The organism is uncultured Dokdonia sp. (assembly GCF_937910895.1).
In the GTDB taxonomy this organism is placed as follows: domain Bacteria; phylum Bacteroidota; class Bacteroidia; order Flavobacteriales; family Flavobacteriaceae; genus Dokdonia.
Genome location: NZ_CALEMI010000040.1, coordinates 26,940 through 45,711, shown reverse-complemented (window position 1 = coordinate 45,711; position 18,772 = coordinate 26,940). Strand labels below are relative to the sequence as shown.

Below are 18,772 nucleotides of genomic sequence, written 5' to 3'. Positions count from 1 at the left end.
CAACTTTACAAATTTATAGTGTTGTTTATTAATTAGATAGGGGTGTTTGCCCCTTTAACGGAAAGTCGTTCAACTAATTATATCCATAGGTAAACAAAGCAAGAAGGGTGAGTGAGAATGTATATTTTAGTTAACAGAATAGTAGTGTAAGCGTATTTGACAGTCGTGATAAAGTATGTCCAGAAGAAAATTAAAAAAGCTATATAAAAAAAGCGCCACTCAAAGATGAGTGACGCTTTATCAATTAAGACAATACGAATACTTATATTCTTCTTGACTCTCCGTTAAACAATGGAACGGTCATTGAGAAGTTCTCTCCAAACGTTAATTTTTGCTCTTCAAGAATACCAAGGGCAATTTCTTCACCCATTAATATAGACTCATAGTAATCTGTAAAGTAATGTACACCAGCCCAATCACGTCCTATAGAAATGTTAGAACATAATTTGTTAAGCTCTCCTTCTATGGTAAGATTTGCAATCTTGTTATTACTATCTAATACAGGTATAGGATCTAATTTTTGCCCTTTTTCTATAGATACATACGCAAGATTTGATGAATGAATCTTATCTTCTGTAATGTTTGGATCTATAGTTTTGAACACCTCAAAAATATCATCTTGAAGTTCACTTTTAGGCACTACTTCCAGTTTATGACTATGATCAAAGAATGCTTTAAGTATAGTAACACAAGCACCAGCGACTGTTGCGTGACCCGCTCCATACGCAGGGTGCATTGGTGATCCTTCACAGAAAGGCATTGGTAATAAATAATTACCTGCTTGTCCATTTCTATCTTCAACAGCTTTTAGAATGTCACATGCATCTAAATTGTCAAACATTTCTCTTAAATCTGGAGCCATGTGTTGTAATTGATCAATTTGAAACAATCTTGCAGCCAATGCTTCTGGTCGTAAACGTCTATGTACATTATACTTTTGGAAACGTACGGCTTTTAACGCACGTGTTGCTACCTCTGTTACTAATGACAAGATGTGTGGTCCTCCAAAATGAGCAAATCCTTGTTGGTGATCTACTTTATCATTTGCTTGGAAAGGAATTCCTGGATCAAATGGTGTACCGTTACCAAGAAGAATTAAACAAGCATTTAAATACGCTTCATATAAAGCATCATAATGCACGTATGTAGCAAGATCACGCGGTGTATAGATAAAACGACGACCTGCTGCAGTATTTCCAGGAAGGTATGTTTCCAAAGCGCCTACAGCAGCTCCGTTTTGAACATCTAACCACTCTTCCCAAGTTTGCATATAATCCTGTCCTGGCGTTGCAGTACGCACACGTTGATTTACAGAAATACCTCCGTAAGTGATCAATCCATCGCTGGATAAACGCTCTGCATCATTTCCATTAATTCCTGTATTTCCTACTAAAAGAAATTGAGAAATATAAGGACCTATGTCATCACCAGGGGTGATTCCTCTGTATCCAGTTGCAGGAGTCGGACAAAAACGATCACATCTACGAATTTCTTCTTGATCATTTAATTTTAATGATACTTCTTCATTAAACCAATCTAATTTTTGTAAATTCTTAGTGAATTGATTTACAAAATTGACATTACTAGTGTTGGTGTTAAAAGCCTTCAAAAATCCACTAGGCGAAATATCCTTTTTAGGATCTTGACCAGCGCCTAATCCCATAACGCCATTACTAAATGCATGGAAAGGAGTGTCTCTTAACAAAGCCTGTGTGTATACCTCCGCCATTTCACCTTCTAGTTCTTCACTTGCAAGGTTTGGTGCAGGTGGCATAGTTACTGCTTGTGCATCAGGCCCTTCAAGATCAAATGCAAGTCCTGCACTCTGGCTTTCCCAAGCGCGTAAGCCAACAGGTCCTCCATTATTTCCAGTTTTTGCTTTTACTGATAACCAATCAGGTACCACACAGTTATCCCCTACATTTTCTTCACTACCTAATGGTGTATCTCTAAAATCTCGTACATCACCACTATCTATAGCTCTAATAAATTTTTGCACATTGTCTGGAGTATTTACTAACCCCGTTTTCTCATTGTGCGGCATTCCTTTGGTAAATGTCATTAAGTAAGAAGACTCTCCTTTTGCAATACCGTGTCTTTCAGCAGTCTCTTGCTTGTGTCTAAAACTTTGTTCGTCGCCATTACTTATATGTGGTAAGTGCTCGCGATCGAATGCAAGTTGCGCGGCTTCTTTTCGTTTTGCCAACGCTTCTTTTCTTCTGTAATTGTTCATTTTTTTTGATTTAAATTAATTAATCGTTACTCGTGCTTTACTAGTATTCACACTCATAATTATGATGTCTTTCATCATAATCACAGGATAAAAGTACTTTGGAAAGGGATAAATTATACTACTTTTTCAGGATTGGATCAGTAGTTTCAGTCGTTTGTGAAATTTAAATATAAAAACCTACAGCACTTGTAGTGAAGCTATTACAGTTTTGTGTTCTTGCTTATAAATCCCTTTCCTTAAAAAGACATGTTGCTTGAAATACAAAGATGCATTCCTGATTATTCAAAGGAAAAGAGTGCTTGTTATTTTGAGATATGTGGAATTGATTTTTTACACGCTTTCGCGAAAGCGTATAAAGCATTTTTAGAAATTGTATTTGAAATAACGGGAAGATCGTGTAGCTATTTTTCAAATATCCTAAACGCAAAAATCAGTATGTACAACTACTGAAAATGAGGTAGCTTTATATACTGATTTTTAAATCTATTGAAAAAATAGGATTCTTATGTTTTGGAAGAATTTTTATAAGGTCTTACAATAAGACGTAAGCCATTATTATATCTAAAATAATTCCACATCCAGTTGATAAAAACAATGAGTCGATTTCTAAAGCCAACGAGTAGCATAAGATGTACAAACATCCAGACCAACCATGCAAAAATTCCTTGAAATCTAAAGCTTTTGACTTCGACAACGGCTTTATTACGTCCTATGGTTGCCATCGATCCTTTGTCGATATATACAAAAGGTGTTGCTTCTTTATTTCGCGCCAAGCGGTTAAATATTTTTGCAAGATAGATGCCTTGTTGCATTGCTACAGCGGCTAGCATAGGTAAGCCTTCCGGATACTGTTCAGATTTTATAAGTCCCGCATCACCGAGAATGTATATGTTTTCTACACCTTTTACTTTACAAAAATCATCAGTGATGATACGATGTCCTTTTCCGATATCTGTGGTAATCCCTTCTGGGAAATCTCCTTTAACACCCGCCGCCCAGATGAGGGTATCGGTTCTAAACGATTGATCGCCGTTGGTCGTGACGAGATTATCTTTATAATTGGTAACGGAGGTGTTCATCCAAAGATGAACACCTAATTTTTTTAGATCTGCAAATGCTCTTTCTGAAGATTCTTTATGCATAGCTGCGAGCACTCGGTCTGCACCTTCTATCAAATGTATTTTCATAAGACTCAAGTCCAAGTCCGGAAAATCCTTAGGTAGAATTTTGTTTTTAAGTTCAGCAAGCGCACCTGCGAGTTCGACACCTGTTGGTCCCGCACCTACGATCACAAAATTCATGAGTTCTTTACGTTTTTCTAAATCGGTGGTGTTTAAGGCTTTTTCAAAATTACCTAAGATTTTAGAGCGTAAGTTCAATGCATCTGTCAGCGACTTCATAGGCAGTGAATCCTTAGCAATCGCATCATTTCCGAAGAAATTATTTGTCGCACCTGTCGCAATCACCAGCTTGTTGTATGTAAGATCTCCAATGTCAGTTTTGATACTTGAGTTTTGGGTATCTATACATTCTACGTTGGTAAGTCTGTAGAATGCATTCTGTTTTTTTTGTAAGATTTTCCGAATAGGATAGGCGATGGAGTCTGGCTCTAATCCCGCAGAAGATACTTGGTATAATAAAGGTTGAAAGGTGTGGTAATTGTTTTTGTCAATGATGACCAATTGATACTTTCTTGTATCGATCTTTTTAGCAACTTGAAGCCCTGCAAATCCTGCTCCGATAACAACAACTCTGGGTAAGTCGATAGTGGGAATATTCATTAAAAATGTTTGATCTAAAGATACGAAATCGTACAAAGATGTACGACTGTGTCGTCAACATTTTGTTTTAAATATTTTCTACAGTAACAGCCTCTGTATTCAAAAGTTCTTGCACAAAACCTAGCACTTCTATGAGATCCCATAAAGGTTCCATTTGATCTCTTATAGACGCCATAGTGATCACGTCTCCTTGATTTAATTGCTTAATAAGTTGTGAGAGCATAGGATGTTTTGCTTTCATGATGCGATGACCTCTTGCAAAAATAAAGGTCTTTTTTGAATCTTCTTCATCCAGATAGATAGGAAATGCTTTTTTGCCTTTGATCGAAAAATTTTCTATCGGTGGGATGGCGACTCTTGCGTTATTTGATTTTCTTCTGATCCCTCCATTGCTCTTCAAACGTAGTATTTTTCTAGCAAATGAAATTTCTATTTTCTTCTGAATTGACTGAAAATCGATTGTAGTATTCAGTTGATTTAAAGGTGTGTCTAATGATATGGGTTTCTCGTATTCAGTTTGAGTTGATAGTGCTTCTTCTGCCGTCTCTTGTAGTAGTTCATTTTCAAATCGATCTTTAGGCGGATTGATATAATCCAATACAAAACTTAAAGAAAACTCAGGTGTATTGGCAACATGGTAGACATAATGTGGAATAAACATGGCATCTCCTGATGATAATCTATACGATTGTCCATCTTCAAGCATTTCTGAAATGTTATGAAAGACTTCAGAATTATGTTCTATAGCGTTGTATTTGGGATCGTCCCAGGTATAGAATTGTTTATCTCCAGGACCTAAATGAAACAGAATGCCATCTTCTCCAGTAGATTCCTTGTGAATACCAAAAGGCGTAAACCCATAATTCCCCATAAAAAAGAGGAAAGACAATCCATGAAGGGGTAATCCTGCCCTCTCTAGCAAAGGCTGAACAATGGTAGCCGCTTTTTCGGAAAAGGCATTACTGTATTGTTCCAAACCTACGAGAACTATACCAAATTTTTGATTCCCAAAAATGTGTTGTGACCATTCCTCCAGATCCCCATCTACTGTAGGCGGATTCATCGCCATCTCATCAATCATATCGTTACGAAGGGTATGATCGATATATACTTTTAACCCTACATGAAGGTCTTCTTTATTCAAAAAACCTTTTAAAACGTCAATAATCAATAGCTTTATTTCGACGATATCTGTCTTTGAAATTAATTGGGTTGCTCGTGCAGGTTTGGTCAATTGCTGCGTATCGTTTAAAAAAGTGTTCCAAGAATTTGAATGCATGCGTAGTTATAATTTGTTTTGATGTGTAATATATTGTTTTAACAATCGTCAATCCTCCAATCGATACACCACCGCTTGCCAACCACTGAGCATAAACTCTCTGTAGGTTTTATCATCCAAGATGAGTGTATTAGAAATGACTTTTTCTTTTCGATTGTAAGTAATATGATGAGGTAGGGTATAGGTCACCGTATCTTCAGAAAAATTAAGCAGAATTAAAAACCGATTTTCGCCTAACGTTCGCGTGTAGGCGTAGATTTGCTCGTGATCAGGATCTAAACATTTATACACTCCATACACTAAAGCAACATTTGATTTACGGACAGCCGTCATCTTTCTAAAATAGGAAAGTACTGAATGATCCTCTTCCTCTTGATGAGCAACGGAAATACCATCACTATAATTTGGATTCAATCGAATCCACGGTGTAGCTTTTGTAAAACCCGCATTAGGTGTCGCATCCCAATGCATTGGTGTACGTGCATTTTCGCGGGCGGCGTGCTGCTCACTTTGCATAAAAGCTTCCAGATCACCTCCGTTATTTTTTATATTTTCATACCGATTAATGGTATTGATATCCCGATAATCTTCGATTTCTGTAAAGCGAACATTGGTCATGCCGATTTCGTCGCCTTGATAAAAATACGGTGTACCACGCATGGTCAATAAAAAGGTATGGAGTAGGGTAGCGCTGTTTTTCCAATGTTTTGGGCTGTCATTTCCCCAGCGACTCACGGATCTCGGAAAATCGTGGTTAGCTAAAAATAAGCTGCCCCATCCCGCTTTCGCGAAAGCGGAATCCCAATCACTAAATACTTTTTTAAACTCCGATAACTTCCATTTGTCTTCTCTCATGGTAAACACCTCGCCCGGTTTACGATCCAGTGACATCAAGTCAAAATGGAAAAACATATCCATTTCTTTACGGTCTTCATGCACAAAATCCAGCGCCTGATCGATGTGAATGCCAGGACCTTCGCCAACGGTAAACGCATCGTATTTAGAGATCACTTCGCGATTAAGTTCGTTAAGGTATTCGTGTACTTTGGGACCGTTAGCATAATAGGCAATAAACTCATGCGGCGCCGTTGCGGCTATCTCAGGATAGGTCGTGTCCTTGCTTATAAACGGAATCACATCCATACGGAAACCATCCACGCCTTTTTGAAACCAGAAGTGCATCATCTCATAAATCTCCTGACGCACCTGCGGATTCTCCCACTTGAGGTCGGGTTGCTTTACAGCGAAATAATGTAAATAATACGCATCCGTTTGGGCATCGTATTGCCACGCATTTTCGTTAACATCAAAGTAGCTCCAGCGTTTGGGAGGTGTTCCTTTTTCAGCAGGCCACCAATGGAAATAATCCCGATACGGATTCTCACGCGAGGATCGGGATTGTTGAAACCATTCGTGTTCATCACTACAATGGTTGACGACCAGATCCATGACCAGGCGTAAGTTGCGAGCTTTCATACCTGAAAGTAGTTGGTCAAAATCAGCCATGGTGCCAAACTCGGCCATGATGGTACGATAATCCCGGATATCATAGCCATTATCATCATTGGGAGAGTCATACACAGGATTGAGCCAGATAATATCAACACCCAGACTTGCGATATAATCAAGTTTTTCAATGATGCCTTGTAAATCGCCTATACCATTTCCAGTCGTATCCTTAAAACTCCTTGGATATATTTGATAGACAATGCCTTCTTTCCACCACGTTTGATTCATGTGCTTATTTTTAAACGAATTTAGGAAAAAGGAAGGGTATTTGAAAGACGAAAGATCGCTACGCTGAAAGATCTAGGATGTGAGATTTTTTTGAGATTCTTAAAAAAGATATTAGACCGCTACACTTCTAGAAACTATATTTTTTAAAAAGAACACCTAAGACTGCTTCGCTTTAAGACGTAAGACTTTTTTGTTGTAGTCATTTCGACAGAACGAGGCACGAGTGACGAGCCTGCCTGCCGTAGGTAGGAAATCGCATCATATTTGGTATTTAGTTGTGGGGTCTTCGCTATTTGTGTGATCCCTCCTGCGGTCGAGATGACTCAGGGATCCAATATTTTCTGATTTGAGATTTTCCTACAGAATTCTAGGTGTTTATGATTCTTTTGAATCTTCATCAACACTCGTCTCAGAAGCAGCTTTAGGAAGAGCGCTTGGACCTTGTATGTTTTCTTTGGCTAGCAACTTATCTGAAATTTTAAAGGTAGCAGTGTACTGTAGATCGGCTTGGCGTTTTTTAAGACCTGAATAAGCTCCTTTATACCATTTTGGATCTGTGGCTTTCTTTCTAGAATCTTCATTGGTTTTAACATCATACGATTTTCCGTTCAAAAAACCTTCAATCGTATAGATACCTATTCCAAAATGCTCAATGCGCTCAAGAATAGTCCCAAAATCTAATTCTGAAAATGAATAGATATCATCTGCCTCAACGTTGGTATTTAGGTTTTGAAGATCTGTAAAAATATGCTTTTCTAAAAATTCAGTTTTTTCCATAGTGATGTTAGCCGTTTTGTAGATGGCTAGTTTTGGCAAAGGTAGGGGTATTTCTAGTGATGTGAGTTTCTTTTTTAAAAAGACTCGAAGTCGCTTCGCTATCCCTTTTCTTTTGGAACGCGATACAATTGCTTAGCAGCGAGGGGTTGTTCAAAACGGTTATGCATAGATTGTCCTATTAGGAGTAGTTGTTTAGGCAAGAGGGCACAGGAGAAGAAATTTACGGTCACGTATTACCGAGAGGAGTATGAACGCAACATAGCTAGAGTAAACAGTCCAGAGGGGCGTTATATGAAATCAAAACGGCAGAGTACGGTAGAACCCGTATTTGGTACATTAACTCAATTTATGGGGCTGAGGAAGATCAATACGATAGGGATTGTGCAGGCAAATAAGGTGATGCACTTATCTGCCATAGCGTATAATCTTAAGAAATACCTCAAATTCACTCAAAAACGGGTAAAAAGTGGGGTAGGGATGGAGTTTTTGTTAGGATTTTGTAAATCATCCTCCCATCGCTTTTTTTCTTCGATATAAACGTCTCTAAAATTCCATCTCAATAGTAGGTGTCATAAAAAAAGTCTCTAGAGAGAGGCTTATAATGCGCCATTTTCATCAGAATTATGGACTTGTGCAACGGTTACCGGTGTTGCCCACAGTTTTTATTCCTCAATTGATGTTTCCCAGCCATCATACTCTCCATTCAAATCAGATGCTTTTTGCCACAATTCCAATGTATATTCATCTATTTCGTCATAACCAACTTTGTCAATTCGTGATATTTGAATAACAAATTTATATTCATTTGGTTGTTCTGTTTTTCCTTTATTTTTTGTCTTAAAATCTAATTCATTTGTAAATTTCTCAAATTGGTCAAGTTCATTTTGAGTTTTGAAATATATCCAATGAAAAACTTCTCTTTCTTTCGTTAGTTTGTCTCCACCTTTTTCTAATTGTTCAAGTACTCGTCTGTTTTGGATAATTTGCATTTGTCTTGGCAAAGGATATAAAAAGTCAAAATATCCGCTCCATTCTTTATCTGCTTTATGTCCAAAATCAAATTTAAAATTCGGAAATGCTGTCATTGCAGATGAGACTTCTTTTTCCATTAAAATGGTGTTTTCTGCAAAAAAGTACAAATCTCGAAATCCGTTAGAAGTCAAACGACCAGCAAAAGTGTAATTCAGATTGTTTTTGTCAAATCCGCTTATTATTACGTCTTCAATTTTCCATAATTCATCCGCATCTTCGTTACTCGACAATCCATTGTCTTTCGGATTAGGCATTTTGATTGAGACATAAACTACATTTTCTTGTCCTTTTATAGGTGCAACATTTATTAAATTCAAATCGGTTGCAATTGAACTTAATTTGTCATTTACGTTCGAAAAGTAAAATGTCCAATCAGGTTGATATTCATTTTTCGGTTCAGATTGTCCGAAGATTTTACTTAAAAATCCCATAAATAAAATAAAGGTTAATATGTTTCGATGATGTTTTTTCAAATTGTGGGCAACTAGTTTATATCGCACATGTACGATATTCCTATTATATAGTTACTCACAAATCTACACTAAATTTTAAAATAAGGTTTTGTAATTATTTGTTTGTGAGTAGTTTTCGTGGTAATACTAGGAAATATAAACGTTTATAACCGTTATAAACAGCTATCTTGAGTTGTGAATATATATAACATACGCGATATTTATTTACGGTTTCCCACAATTGGAGTAAAAAAAGAATATAGAAAAGAGAGTATAGAATATAGAGAAGGGAGTGATGAGAGTAGGGATGGTAATTTTGAAATTAGAGAATACGACATAGGACGTAGTACTATTTTTGTTATAATCATTTTAAACGAGCGAAGATACGGGCAACGAGAAATCGCATCACAGTGAGTTAGATATGTGATCTCTCCTGCCGTCGAGATGACTCAGGATCGCTATACTCCAAGACTCAGGACTCACAACTCATGACTATTTTGAGTTTTCATCTTGACTCATGATTCTTTTGCGTCCTGTTTCCTTTTCGCGAAAGCGAGAAAAAAACTCAGAATTGCTTATTTCAAAGATTTTTTATAGTTTTTTCGACTACCGACTACCGACTACCGACTACCGACTACCGACTACCGACTACCGACTACCGACTACCGACTACCGACTACTGAATCCTTTGATTCTTGGTTCATTTTCGCGCACCTGCCTGTCGGGAGATAGGAGCGAAGACACAACTCTAGTAGAGCCTTTCATTACTTTCCAATAGTCTCTTTTAGATACGCGAAAGCACCTTCTACCGTAGTGAAAATATGATCTTCGCTAACGAGATCAGGAATAATATCAATAGATCGTAATATATCTAAAGGTTGCTCTTGTAGGTTTACCAGTAATACCTGTACGCCTCGCTGTTCCAAATCAAAGACAATATCTTCCAACGCGTACAATCCTGATTGATCGATGAGCGGGACTTCATCCATTCGGATAATTAATGCTTTAATGTTTTTATCTATGGCTGCTATCTGGTTTTTAAGATGGGCAGTAAATCCAAAAAATAGTGGACCTTTTAAGTGCTTTATTAGAATCTTATCTTTGTATAGATCGTAAAAGGGTAATTCATCTTGCCAAGGTTTTTCGTCTTCTAAATTTTCTACCAACTCCATCGTAATCCCTTTTTCGCCAAGGTCGCTTGCCTTTTTCATAAATAAGATACACGCCAATGCGACGCCTATTCCAACAGCTTGAATCAAGCTGCCAAAAGTGGTAATCAGTAGAACTAAAATTAAAACAACGGCATCTGCTTTTGGTACGCGAAGTAGGTGTTTTAATCCTTTGGTGTCAATGATTTTAAAACCAATAGGGATCAGTAATCCTGCCAAAACGGATAAAGGAATATAAGCTGCGAGTGATCCTAACCCTAAAAGAACGGCTAGCAAAAACAGTCCATGAACGGCTCCAGAAATACGGGTTTTACCACCCGCATTAATATTGACAACGGTTCCTTTTGTGGCTCCTGCACCAGGAATTCCGCCAAAAATAGCAGCGAGCATATTACCAACTCCTTGTCCGATCAATTCTCGATTACTATTATGACGTGTTTTTGTCATATTATCTGCAATAACCGATGTTAATAAAGAATCAATACTACCCAATACAGCAAGCACGACGGCATATTCTACGATTAACATATACGCTTCTGGTGGGATATTACTAAACATGGTGCCGACTTGTATACTTGGGATTCCTGATGGGATATCTCCAATAATAGGCACATCCCATCCTAGAAAATAGCCTGCAAGCGCAGCGACGACTAAGGCTACCAAAGCACTTGGAATTGCTTTGGTAATCAGCGGAAATAGATAGTAGATCAAAACAGTTAAAGCACCTAATGCGAGTGCATAGATATTAAATTCGGTAAAAAATCTTGGTAAATCTTGTAATATAGCAAAGGTGGATTTTCCAGATTTGAGTCCTGCAAAGGGGAATACTTGGAGAATGATAATAATCAATCCAACACCGCTCATAAATCCAGAGACCACTGGATACGGAAAATACTTAACATATCCTGCAATATTGATGAGTCCAAAAACAATTTGTAACACACCTCCTAATAAAAAACTTAAAAGAATGATGCCCATAGCAGTCTCTAGGCTTCCTGTTAGTTGTATGGCTGCGGCAACTAAGGCAGCAGAAACCACCGTCATCGGCCCTGTAGGTCCACTGGCTTGTGTGGGTGTTCCGCCAAAAATAGCAGCAAATATCCCAACCATAATAGCTCCATAAAGCCCTGCTGTAGCACCCATTCCTGATTGTACCCCAAAGGCAAGTGCCAAAGGTAAAGCGACGATTCCGGCAACCAGACCACCTGTTAAATCACCTTTTAAATTACTGAAATCTAATAGTTTTGATGCCATACGTACCCTATGTTTTTATGTTTAAAAGTAAGATAGTTCTTCTAATATTTCAAACTTATTAATTATTTAGTAAGGGTGCAAAGAAAATAAAAGATTAGGAGGATAACGGTTAAAAGTTAAAGGATATAGGTTAAAATGAGTATAGAAGTTTATATTAGGAATAAAAGACTCAGGATCGCTGGGGTTGATGACTCACGACTCACGACGTTGTTTTTAGTCATGTTAGTGAGGTACGAGATAAGAAATACGAGGTACGAACGACGAGGTACGAGTGAAAGAAATTGTATGAGAGTAAGCCAGATACGTGATCTCTTTTGCGGTCAAGATAACTCAAAACTCACGACTCATAGGCTCGTAGCCCCCTTTTTTGTCTTGAATCCTAATTGTTTTAAATTATGTACGCTTTCGCGAAAGCGGGAAGAAGACTAAATGAGAAAAGTGAAATGAGACTGGTGTAATCAGTAAAACTAAAGTTCAAATCTAAATTGAAAATTTACGATTATTTAGAAGTTTTATTTTTGCAGGATGCTGGAGGTAGGAAGGTGGAAGCGGGAAGTTTTTGTAGTTTGAGATTTGAATCAAAAAGCTAGACGATTGAGTATTTTTTTTCGCCAATAGGCTATCAAAAAATTGTATCGAAATCCCGATTTTAAAATCGAAGTTAAAATTATAATCGAATTTGAGATTTGATTTTTTGGAATTTGTGATTTAGTAAACAACCAAAAGCAAAGCGATCTATATTCTCTCACCTCTATTTCTAGACGATCTCAAATAATCTCCGCAACTTCTCTCTTTATATACGTAATTCCTGTTTCGCTAGGGGCTTGCTGATCCATCAGATCTTGTAAAATGGTCTTACGAAGTTTGTCACTATTATCTATTTTACCACTCATATTGGTTTTACGAATGATAGAAATCGTGGCATTTTTTGCCGTCCTAACGACATTCCAACATTCTTCTGTCACATAAATTTGTTGAGCTAAGTTATGCTCAAACTCTTGTTCTATGCTCCGTAACAGTAGTGATTCATATTCGTTTTTGTCATCACTATATGGTTTTACACGTATCAGCAGGTTGCCAGGTGATATACGCTCTAAGAACAGTGTTAATCGTTCATAGGCTTGTAATTTTTGTGGTAGGGCAGCGGCTTGATTGGCTTTATGTAATAAGAAACGTCTTCTACCTTCTTCACTCTTGGTGTATTGGCTAAAGAAAAAATAGGAAATACCCGCTACGATAAGTGCTGGTAATAGGTTAAAGGCGAGGTTGACTAAATTTATTTCCATAGATCTACAAATTTGGGATGACTAATGTACTTGTTTTTGAACAGTTTTACAACGTGTAAGCTATAGGAATGTTGTATGTACACTATCGTGTCTGCTTTAATTTATTAGCGTGTTTTAAAAAAAATGAATTTAAGGGGTAACAAAATTATATCCTTTTGGATATAGGGGTGTAACAACAAAACATATACTCATGAAAACACTTAGAATTTTAACCACCGTACTTATAGCATGTATGCTAACGCTTACTTCTTGTGAGCGAGATGATGATTTTACACAAGACAATCCAGATATTCCTGATGATACGGTTATTGTAGATGATCCGAATGATACAGGGAATCTAGATCAGTTTTTTGGAGCAGCCGCCACAAGAAGTTTTTTTGGTCAAGTCGTCGATGAAAACAATAATGGAATCTCCGGAGCGCTTGTCGCCGTAGGAGCACAAACGGTATTTACAGACAGTAACGGAATTTTTTCTGTGCAAGATGCTTCGGTAAATGAGCAGTTTGCGTACCTACGAGTTACAGCATCTGGGTATGTCACAAGTGGTAGAGCCTTACGACCTACAGACAGTACAAATCGTATTAAATTGATGTTATTGAGCGCAGATGTGACTGCCACCGTAACTAGTGGTGTACCAGAAACCGTGCAATTAGGAAATGGAGCGAGCGTTGCTTTACCAGGAGATTATATTGATGGAAATGGAAATCCTTATGCAGGAACTGTAGATGTTATTTTGGACTTTCTCGATCCAGCATCCCAAGACTTAGATGCTGTCATGCCAGGGATGTTGTATGCAGAAGATGTTGCGGGAGATGAGGTATATCTTGAAACGTTTGGGATGATCTCTGTAGAGTTGCGCGATGCCAGCGGAAATGAACTCAATATAGATCCTAACAGTCCCGCCGAATTACGTTTTCCACTAGATCCAGCTTTACAGGGTATTGCACCAGCGACGATTCCGTTATGGAGTTTTGATGATACCTTAGGCTATTGGATAGAAGACGGAGAGGCGACTTTACAAGGTAACGAATATGTAGGACAGGTTTCTCACTTCTCTTTTTGGAATTGTGATGCACCATTTCCAGTCGTCGATTTTTGTACAACGGTATTAGATGACAACGGAAATCCTTTAGCAAATACGACGGTACACATTACGAGTCCTAACACTCCGTATCCAAGGTCTGGAATTACAGATCAGAACGGACAGGTATGTGGAAAAGTACCCTCTGGATTGACCATGACCATAGAGGTTGTTGATTTATGTGGAAACGCTGTTTTTTCAGATGTGATTGGACCCTTTGCAGCAGCAGTCACTTACGGACCTATTTCAGTAATCCCTGGTTCATCAACGTCACAGCAAGTAGTAGGTAACTTTGATGATTGTTCTAATGTTGCCATTACAGATGGGTATGTTGTCTTAGAGTATGCAGGAAATACATTTTATGAGCCAGTAACAGCAGGAACTTTTGATATCAATTTGATTAGCTGTCCAGCGAGTAATGTCTTTACACTTGAGGCAATCGATATTATAAATCAACAGTCTAGTGGCGTTATTAATTATACATTTACACCTCCAACGACAGACTTAGGAACCATTACTTCTTGTAATGCAGTGACAGAATATATAGAGTGGGAGATAGAAGGTGTACAGCATTTCTTAACCTCTCCAATAAATACATTTGATAACGGAGATGCGTTCAGTATTAATGCTAGTAATGGAAACGACTTTTTCTATATGAGTAGTTCAGATAATACGGTAGGAACGTATGTATGGGGTAATGGTATTCAAGCACCTCCAGGTTCTTTTGAAATGGAAATGTTTGAACTATTATCGCAATCAGATGTAGATTATAATGCACCTATCAATATTACTTTTCAACTCAATGCTTTTGGTGCCGTAGGTGATTATATCGATATTACCTTTACAGGTACGTATACAGATAACTCAGCGGCAGTGCAACCTGTAAGTGGGTCATTACACGTACTTAGAGATTAATATTTTTCACCTTATTATTAATAGAAAACCCGCTCGTTTTGAGTGGGTTTTTTTGCTTTCGCGAGCCTGCCTGCCTGCTGGTAGGAGCAAACATAGAAACTATCTATTATCCATGCGCTTTTTCCATCTCCATTTTGTTTTGACCTCCTAAATACTGGCAGTAATATAAATCTTGTTTACCTTCAAATTTTATAAACACTTGTGTTTTCTAACTAGACAAAAAGCAACTTTTGTATCTATAGTATTTTTATTAATTTAGTGGAAAACAATATATTAGTGTATTTTATGAATAAATTTTTAATTGATTTTGCAGTAGGGCAATTGTTAACAGAAGCTTTTAAAGCAATAAAAAGAATTTCAAAGCAAAGTGATTATGAATTAGTGATAACAAAAAAATATACAGAAGAATCAATTAACAGGCATATCAATTATATTTTAAATACAATAAATTTTGCATCATATAGAAAAGGAAATAAACTTTTAAAAGATATATATATTGGAATAAACATTCGAATCGAGGGTTATGACAGTACAATATACAATGGTAATTCTACAATAGAAGATTTAATACAAAATAGATCTAACGATGTAAATTCACATATTATTTTATTAGGAGGTCCTGGTGCTGGAAAGACAACAACAGTCAGAAATCTCTGTAAAAAACTAATTGAAGGAGATACAAGTAGTATTTACAGTATACCTATCTTAATAAATTTAAAAGACCTTTTAGAGGATGAAACAATTTATTCAAGAATAACAGGCAACTTAGGGATATTATTTCATGTAAAAGACAATAAAACTAACGAGACATCTATTGTTTCGAATATAACAATTAGAGAAAAAATTATTAATGCATTTTTAAATGAGATCAATGCAGTAATAATTTTAGATGGTTTAGATGAAGTAGAACCAAAGCGTTTATCTTTTTTTTACAGGGAAATTGAAGATTTGATGAGAAGTCTAGATAATTCATTAGTTATTCTTACTTCTAGATCAGCATCATTAGATTATAATTTTGATTATGCTAAGAAATATGAACTATGTGACTTAAAAGACAATCAAGTTGCTGAGTTCGTTAAGAAATGGTTTAATGATGAAAATTTATCTCTGTCTTTTATGGATTCTCTAAATAACTCAAAGTTTTATGATTTATCATTACGCCCATTAACATTAGCACATTTATGTGCTATTTATGAATCTACAGGTAAATTGTATGATAGACCTAAACTCATTTATAAGAAGTTAATACAACTCTTAAATGAAGAATGGGATTTGCAAAGAGGTATACTTAATAGAAAAGGTGTTTTAGACAAAGGGTCTAAATATTCAAAATTTGACAATGATGACAAGTATGACTTTTTAAGTCAATTTGCTTATGATTTATGTGTAAATGTTAAATCAAGAGCCTACAGTGAAGATGATTTTTTTAATTCTTATAGTAGAATTCATGACAATCATGATTTACCTAAAAATCAACTCAAAAAAGTAATTAAAGAAATACAAGCTCAAAATGGAATTGTAATTAACACAGGTTTTGATAAGTATCAATTTTCTCATAAATCTATGCAGGAATATTTAGCTGCTGATTTCATGATAAAAATGCATGAATTGCCTTACAAATATATTGGAAATGATGGTGTTAGTATTTCAAATGAGTTTGCTATTGCAATTTGTTTATCAGCTGATAATTCAATAGCATTTAATAAGTTAGTTTTTGAATACTTAAGTAAGAACTATTTTAGTATAAAGTTTATTGTTGAATTTTTAGATAGGTTAGAGTTTGAAAAACCAATTTTTAAAAAATCTATCTTTATTCCATTAAGTTTTATTGTGTTGTACAATTCCTTGATAAACAATAATGATAAAGTTTTTGACAATCAAAAATTAATTGAATTTGAACAAAATTTTTCGAATTTAATAAGAAAATTTAAAAATAATCATCAAGTATTTGACTCTTTTGAAATTTTCAAAAAGTTTTTTACAATAGAATGGGCATACAGGAATGATAATTTATATAAGTTGATAGTATCTGATGAAATATACAAATACTCCTTAACAGAAGAGGAAGAAGAATATATTTTACTTTGCGAAAATCTTTTCATACCAAAAAAACTATATAAAAATAATTTTGATATTAATATTTAGTATATCTAATATTTGCTTTTTCCATCTCCATTTTGTTTTGACCTCCTAAATACTGGCAATCATAGAGTTCTTGCATTCCATTGAAGGGAACGGGTGTTTTTTTGTAAGCAAAAGTATTATCTAACTCCGTAGAAATATGATGATCGCCTAAGTTGATTTCGATATCACTCATTTGAAACTCGCATGGATGTTCATAGCCAGCCGCGTGAGTAATCTCGATAAACTCTTTTCTAAAAGTTCTAAAGTATTGTGCCAGTCGATCTGATTTAAGTGGTACATCAATTCCGTTTTGAAGCCATTTGCTTTGTGTCGCTATTCCAGAAGGACAACGGTTGGTGTGGCAGACTTTCGCTTGGATACAACCAATACTCATCATTGCTTCACGAGCCACATTTATACAATCAACACCCATCGCGAATGCCATCGCAGCTTTGGCGGGAAATCCTAATTTTCCGCTTCCTATAAAGACCAAATGTTCTGAGAGTCCTTTTTCTTTAAATAGGCGATAGAGATCGCTAAATCCATATACCCAAGGCAAGGAGACATGATCTGCAAAACTCGGAGGCGCTGCGCCTGTACCACCTTCACCACCATCTACGGTAATAAAATCAGGGCCTTTTCCTGTTTTTACCATAATATCAGCGAGTTCTTCCCATTGTCCTAGTTTCCCGATAGCCGCTTTGATGCCGACAGGTAATCCTGTAGCTGCTGCGATTTCTTCTATAAAATCAACCATTTCTGGAACGTTAGAAAAGGCTTTATGATTCGGTGGTGAAAGGACGTCTTTACCTACTTCGACGCCACGTATTTTTGCAATTTCGGGTGTGATTTTTGCACCTGGTAATACGCCTCCTTTTCCTGGCTTTGCACCTTGTGATAGCTTTACCTCAATAGCGCGGATAAAAGGATTGTCTTCTACAAGTTTAATCATTTTTTCCATAGAGAAACCACCATCTTCGGCACGTACGCCAAAGTAGCCTGTTCCAAAATGAAAAACAACATCACCTCCATGACTGTGGTACGGAGAAAGACCACCTTCTCCTGTATTGTGATAGGCGCCTGCAATTTTCACTCCTTTGTTGAGGGATTCGACAGCTTTGGCACTCAACGAACCAAAACTCATGGCGCTGATATTAATAACAGATGCGGGACGGAATGGTTTTTTACGGTTGTGATAGACGCCAATGACTTTAGCGCAAGGTAAAAAGGTTTTGTCTTTTGCGTTGGGATGGTTATCCTCGATTTTATAAGGCATCATCGCATTATTGATAAATATATGCTGATGGGCATAGATATCTCGATCGGTTCCGAAGCCTTCGTAGTTGTTTTCTTTTTTCGCGGAAGCGTAAATCCATCCACGTTCAATACGATTGAAAGGCAACTCTTCTCGGTTATTTGCCACAAAATACTGACGCATTTCTGGACCAATACTTTCTAACAGATAGCGTAAGTGTCCGACGATAGGGTAGTTATGACTGATGGTGTGTCTACGTTGTAAAATATCTCGCAAGGCAATAATAGCGATGACAATGAGGATCCAACCCCACCAAGGGATATTTCCTAGAACGTTTAAAATAGTATCCATAGATATGTGTTATTTTTTTTAAGTACAATGGTCTTAGCCGAATGGT

15 protein-coding genes are annotated in these 18,772 nt (G+C 36.7%); 6 read left to right on the top strand and 9 right to left on the bottom strand.

Annotated features, from left to right (window positions below; all coding sequences use genetic code 11):
• Window positions 1-262: 262 nt before the first annotated feature.
• Entirely contained in the window at window positions 263-2,233 is a 1,971-nt protein-coding gene (locus Q0505_RS04530; RefSeq protein WP_299209437.1) for a vanadium-dependent haloperoxidase, read from the bottom strand.
• A gap of 246 nt (window positions 2,234-2,479) precedes the next feature.
• Here Q0505_RS04530 and Q0505_RS04525 point away from each other — a divergent pair, with 246 nt between their 5' ends.
• Window positions 2,480-2,683, top strand: a complete 204-nt coding sequence (locus Q0505_RS04525; RefSeq protein ID WP_299209434.1) for a hypothetical protein — start codon at window positions 2,480-2,482, stop codon at window positions 2,681-2,683.
• Window positions 2,684-2,736: 53 nt separating this feature from the next.
• Here the strand turns inward: Q0505_RS04525 and Q0505_RS04520 are convergent, their stop codons facing one another.
• The 4 genes from Q0505_RS04520 to Q0505_RS04505 all read right to left on the bottom strand — a co-directional run bounded on the left by Q0505_RS04520 (window position 2,737) and on the right by Q0505_RS04505 (window position 7,807).
• Window positions 2,737-4,014 carry an NAD(P)/FAD-dependent oxidoreductase gene (locus Q0505_RS04520; protein ID WP_299209431.1) on the bottom strand — a complete coding sequence of 426 codons (1,278 nt, stop codon included), beginning with the start codon at window positions 4,012-4,014 and terminating at the stop codon, window positions 2,737-2,739.
• 67 nt (window positions 4,015-4,081) lie between these two features.
• Window positions 4,082-5,293 carry an RNA methylase gene (locus tag Q0505_RS04515; RefSeq protein WP_299209428.1) on the bottom strand — a complete coding sequence of 404 codons (1,212 nt, stop codon included), beginning with the start codon at window positions 5,291-5,293 and terminating at the stop codon, window positions 4,082-4,084.
• 48 nt (window positions 5,294-5,341) lie between these two features.
• Window positions 5,342-7,030 (bottom strand): alpha-glucosidase, encoded by a 1,689-nt coding sequence (locus Q0505_RS04510; protein ID WP_299209425.1) that lies wholly within the window; start codon window positions 7,028-7,030, stop codon window positions 5,342-5,344.
• A gap of 375 nt (window positions 7,031-7,405) precedes the next feature.
• Window positions 7,406-7,807: a hypothetical protein gene (locus Q0505_RS04505; RefSeq protein ID WP_299209422.1), complete on the bottom strand. Its 402-nt coding sequence runs from the start codon at window positions 7,805-7,807 to the stop codon at window positions 7,406-7,408.
• Window positions 7,808-7,972: 165 nt separating this feature from the next.
• Here Q0505_RS04505 and Q0505_RS04500 point away from each other — a divergent pair, with 165 nt between their 5' ends.
• Window positions 7,973-8,344, top strand: coding sequence for a transposase (locus Q0505_RS04500; RefSeq protein ID WP_299209593.1), 372 nt, complete (start codon window positions 7,973-7,975; stop codon window positions 8,342-8,344).
• 125 nt (window positions 8,345-8,469) lie between these two features.
• Here the strand turns inward: Q0505_RS04500 and Q0505_RS04495 are convergent, their stop codons facing one another.
• On the bottom strand, window positions 8,470-9,312 hold the full coding sequence (locus Q0505_RS04495; protein WP_299209419.1) for a DUF695 domain-containing protein: 843 nt from the start codon (window positions 9,310-9,312) through the stop codon (window positions 8,470-8,472).
• A gap of 174 nt (window positions 9,313-9,486) precedes the next feature.
• Here Q0505_RS04495 and Q0505_RS04490 point away from each other — a divergent pair, with 174 nt between their 5' ends.
• Window positions 9,487-9,705, top strand: a complete 219-nt coding sequence (locus Q0505_RS04490) for a hypothetical protein (protein WP_299209416.1) — start codon at window positions 9,487-9,489, stop codon at window positions 9,703-9,705.
• A 350-nt stretch (window positions 9,706-10,055) separates the two neighbouring features.
• On the opposite strand, the gene Q0505_RS04485 is transcribed toward Q0505_RS04490, so the two are convergent.
• The gene (locus tag Q0505_RS04485; protein ID WP_299209413.1) at window positions 10,056-11,714 is read right to left on the bottom strand and encodes a SulP family inorganic anion transporter; all 1,659 of its coding nucleotides are present in this window, start codon (window positions 11,712-11,714) and stop codon (window positions 10,056-10,058) included.
• Between the two features lie 285 nt (window positions 11,715-11,999).
• Between Q0505_RS04485 and Q0505_RS04480 the strand changes: the two genes are divergently transcribed.
• Window positions 12,000-12,143: a hypothetical protein gene (locus Q0505_RS04480; protein WP_299209411.1), complete on the top strand. Its 144-nt coding sequence runs from the start codon at window positions 12,000-12,002 to the stop codon at window positions 12,141-12,143.
• Window positions 12,144-12,481: 338 nt separating this feature from the next.
• On the opposite strand, the gene Q0505_RS04475 is transcribed toward Q0505_RS04480, so the two are convergent.
• Window positions 12,482-13,000 (bottom strand): hypothetical protein, encoded by a 519-nt coding sequence (locus Q0505_RS04475; RefSeq protein WP_299209408.1) that lies wholly within the window; start codon window positions 12,998-13,000, stop codon window positions 12,482-12,484.
• A 190-nt stretch (window positions 13,001-13,190) separates the two neighbouring features.
• Here Q0505_RS04475 and Q0505_RS04470 point away from each other — a divergent pair, with 190 nt between their 5' ends.
• Window positions 13,191-14,996: a hypothetical protein gene (locus Q0505_RS04470; protein ID WP_299209405.1), complete on the top strand. Its 1,806-nt coding sequence runs from the start codon at window positions 13,191-13,193 to the stop codon at window positions 14,994-14,996.
• 285 nt (window positions 14,997-15,281) lie between these two features.
• A complete protein-coding gene (locus Q0505_RS04465; protein ID WP_299209402.1) occupies window positions 15,282-17,141 on the top strand; it encodes an NACHT domain-containing protein in 1,860 nt (619 codons plus the stop codon).
• Here the strand turns inward: Q0505_RS04465 and Q0505_RS04460 are convergent.
• Window positions 17,131-18,726, bottom strand: coding sequence for an FMN-binding glutamate synthase family protein (locus Q0505_RS04460; protein ID WP_299209399.1), 1,596 nt, complete (start codon window positions 18,724-18,726; stop codon window positions 17,131-17,133). The two genes, Q0505_RS04465 and Q0505_RS04460, sit on opposite strands and share 11 nt — an antisense overlap.
• Between the last annotated feature and the right edge of the window lie 46 nt (window positions 18,727-18,772).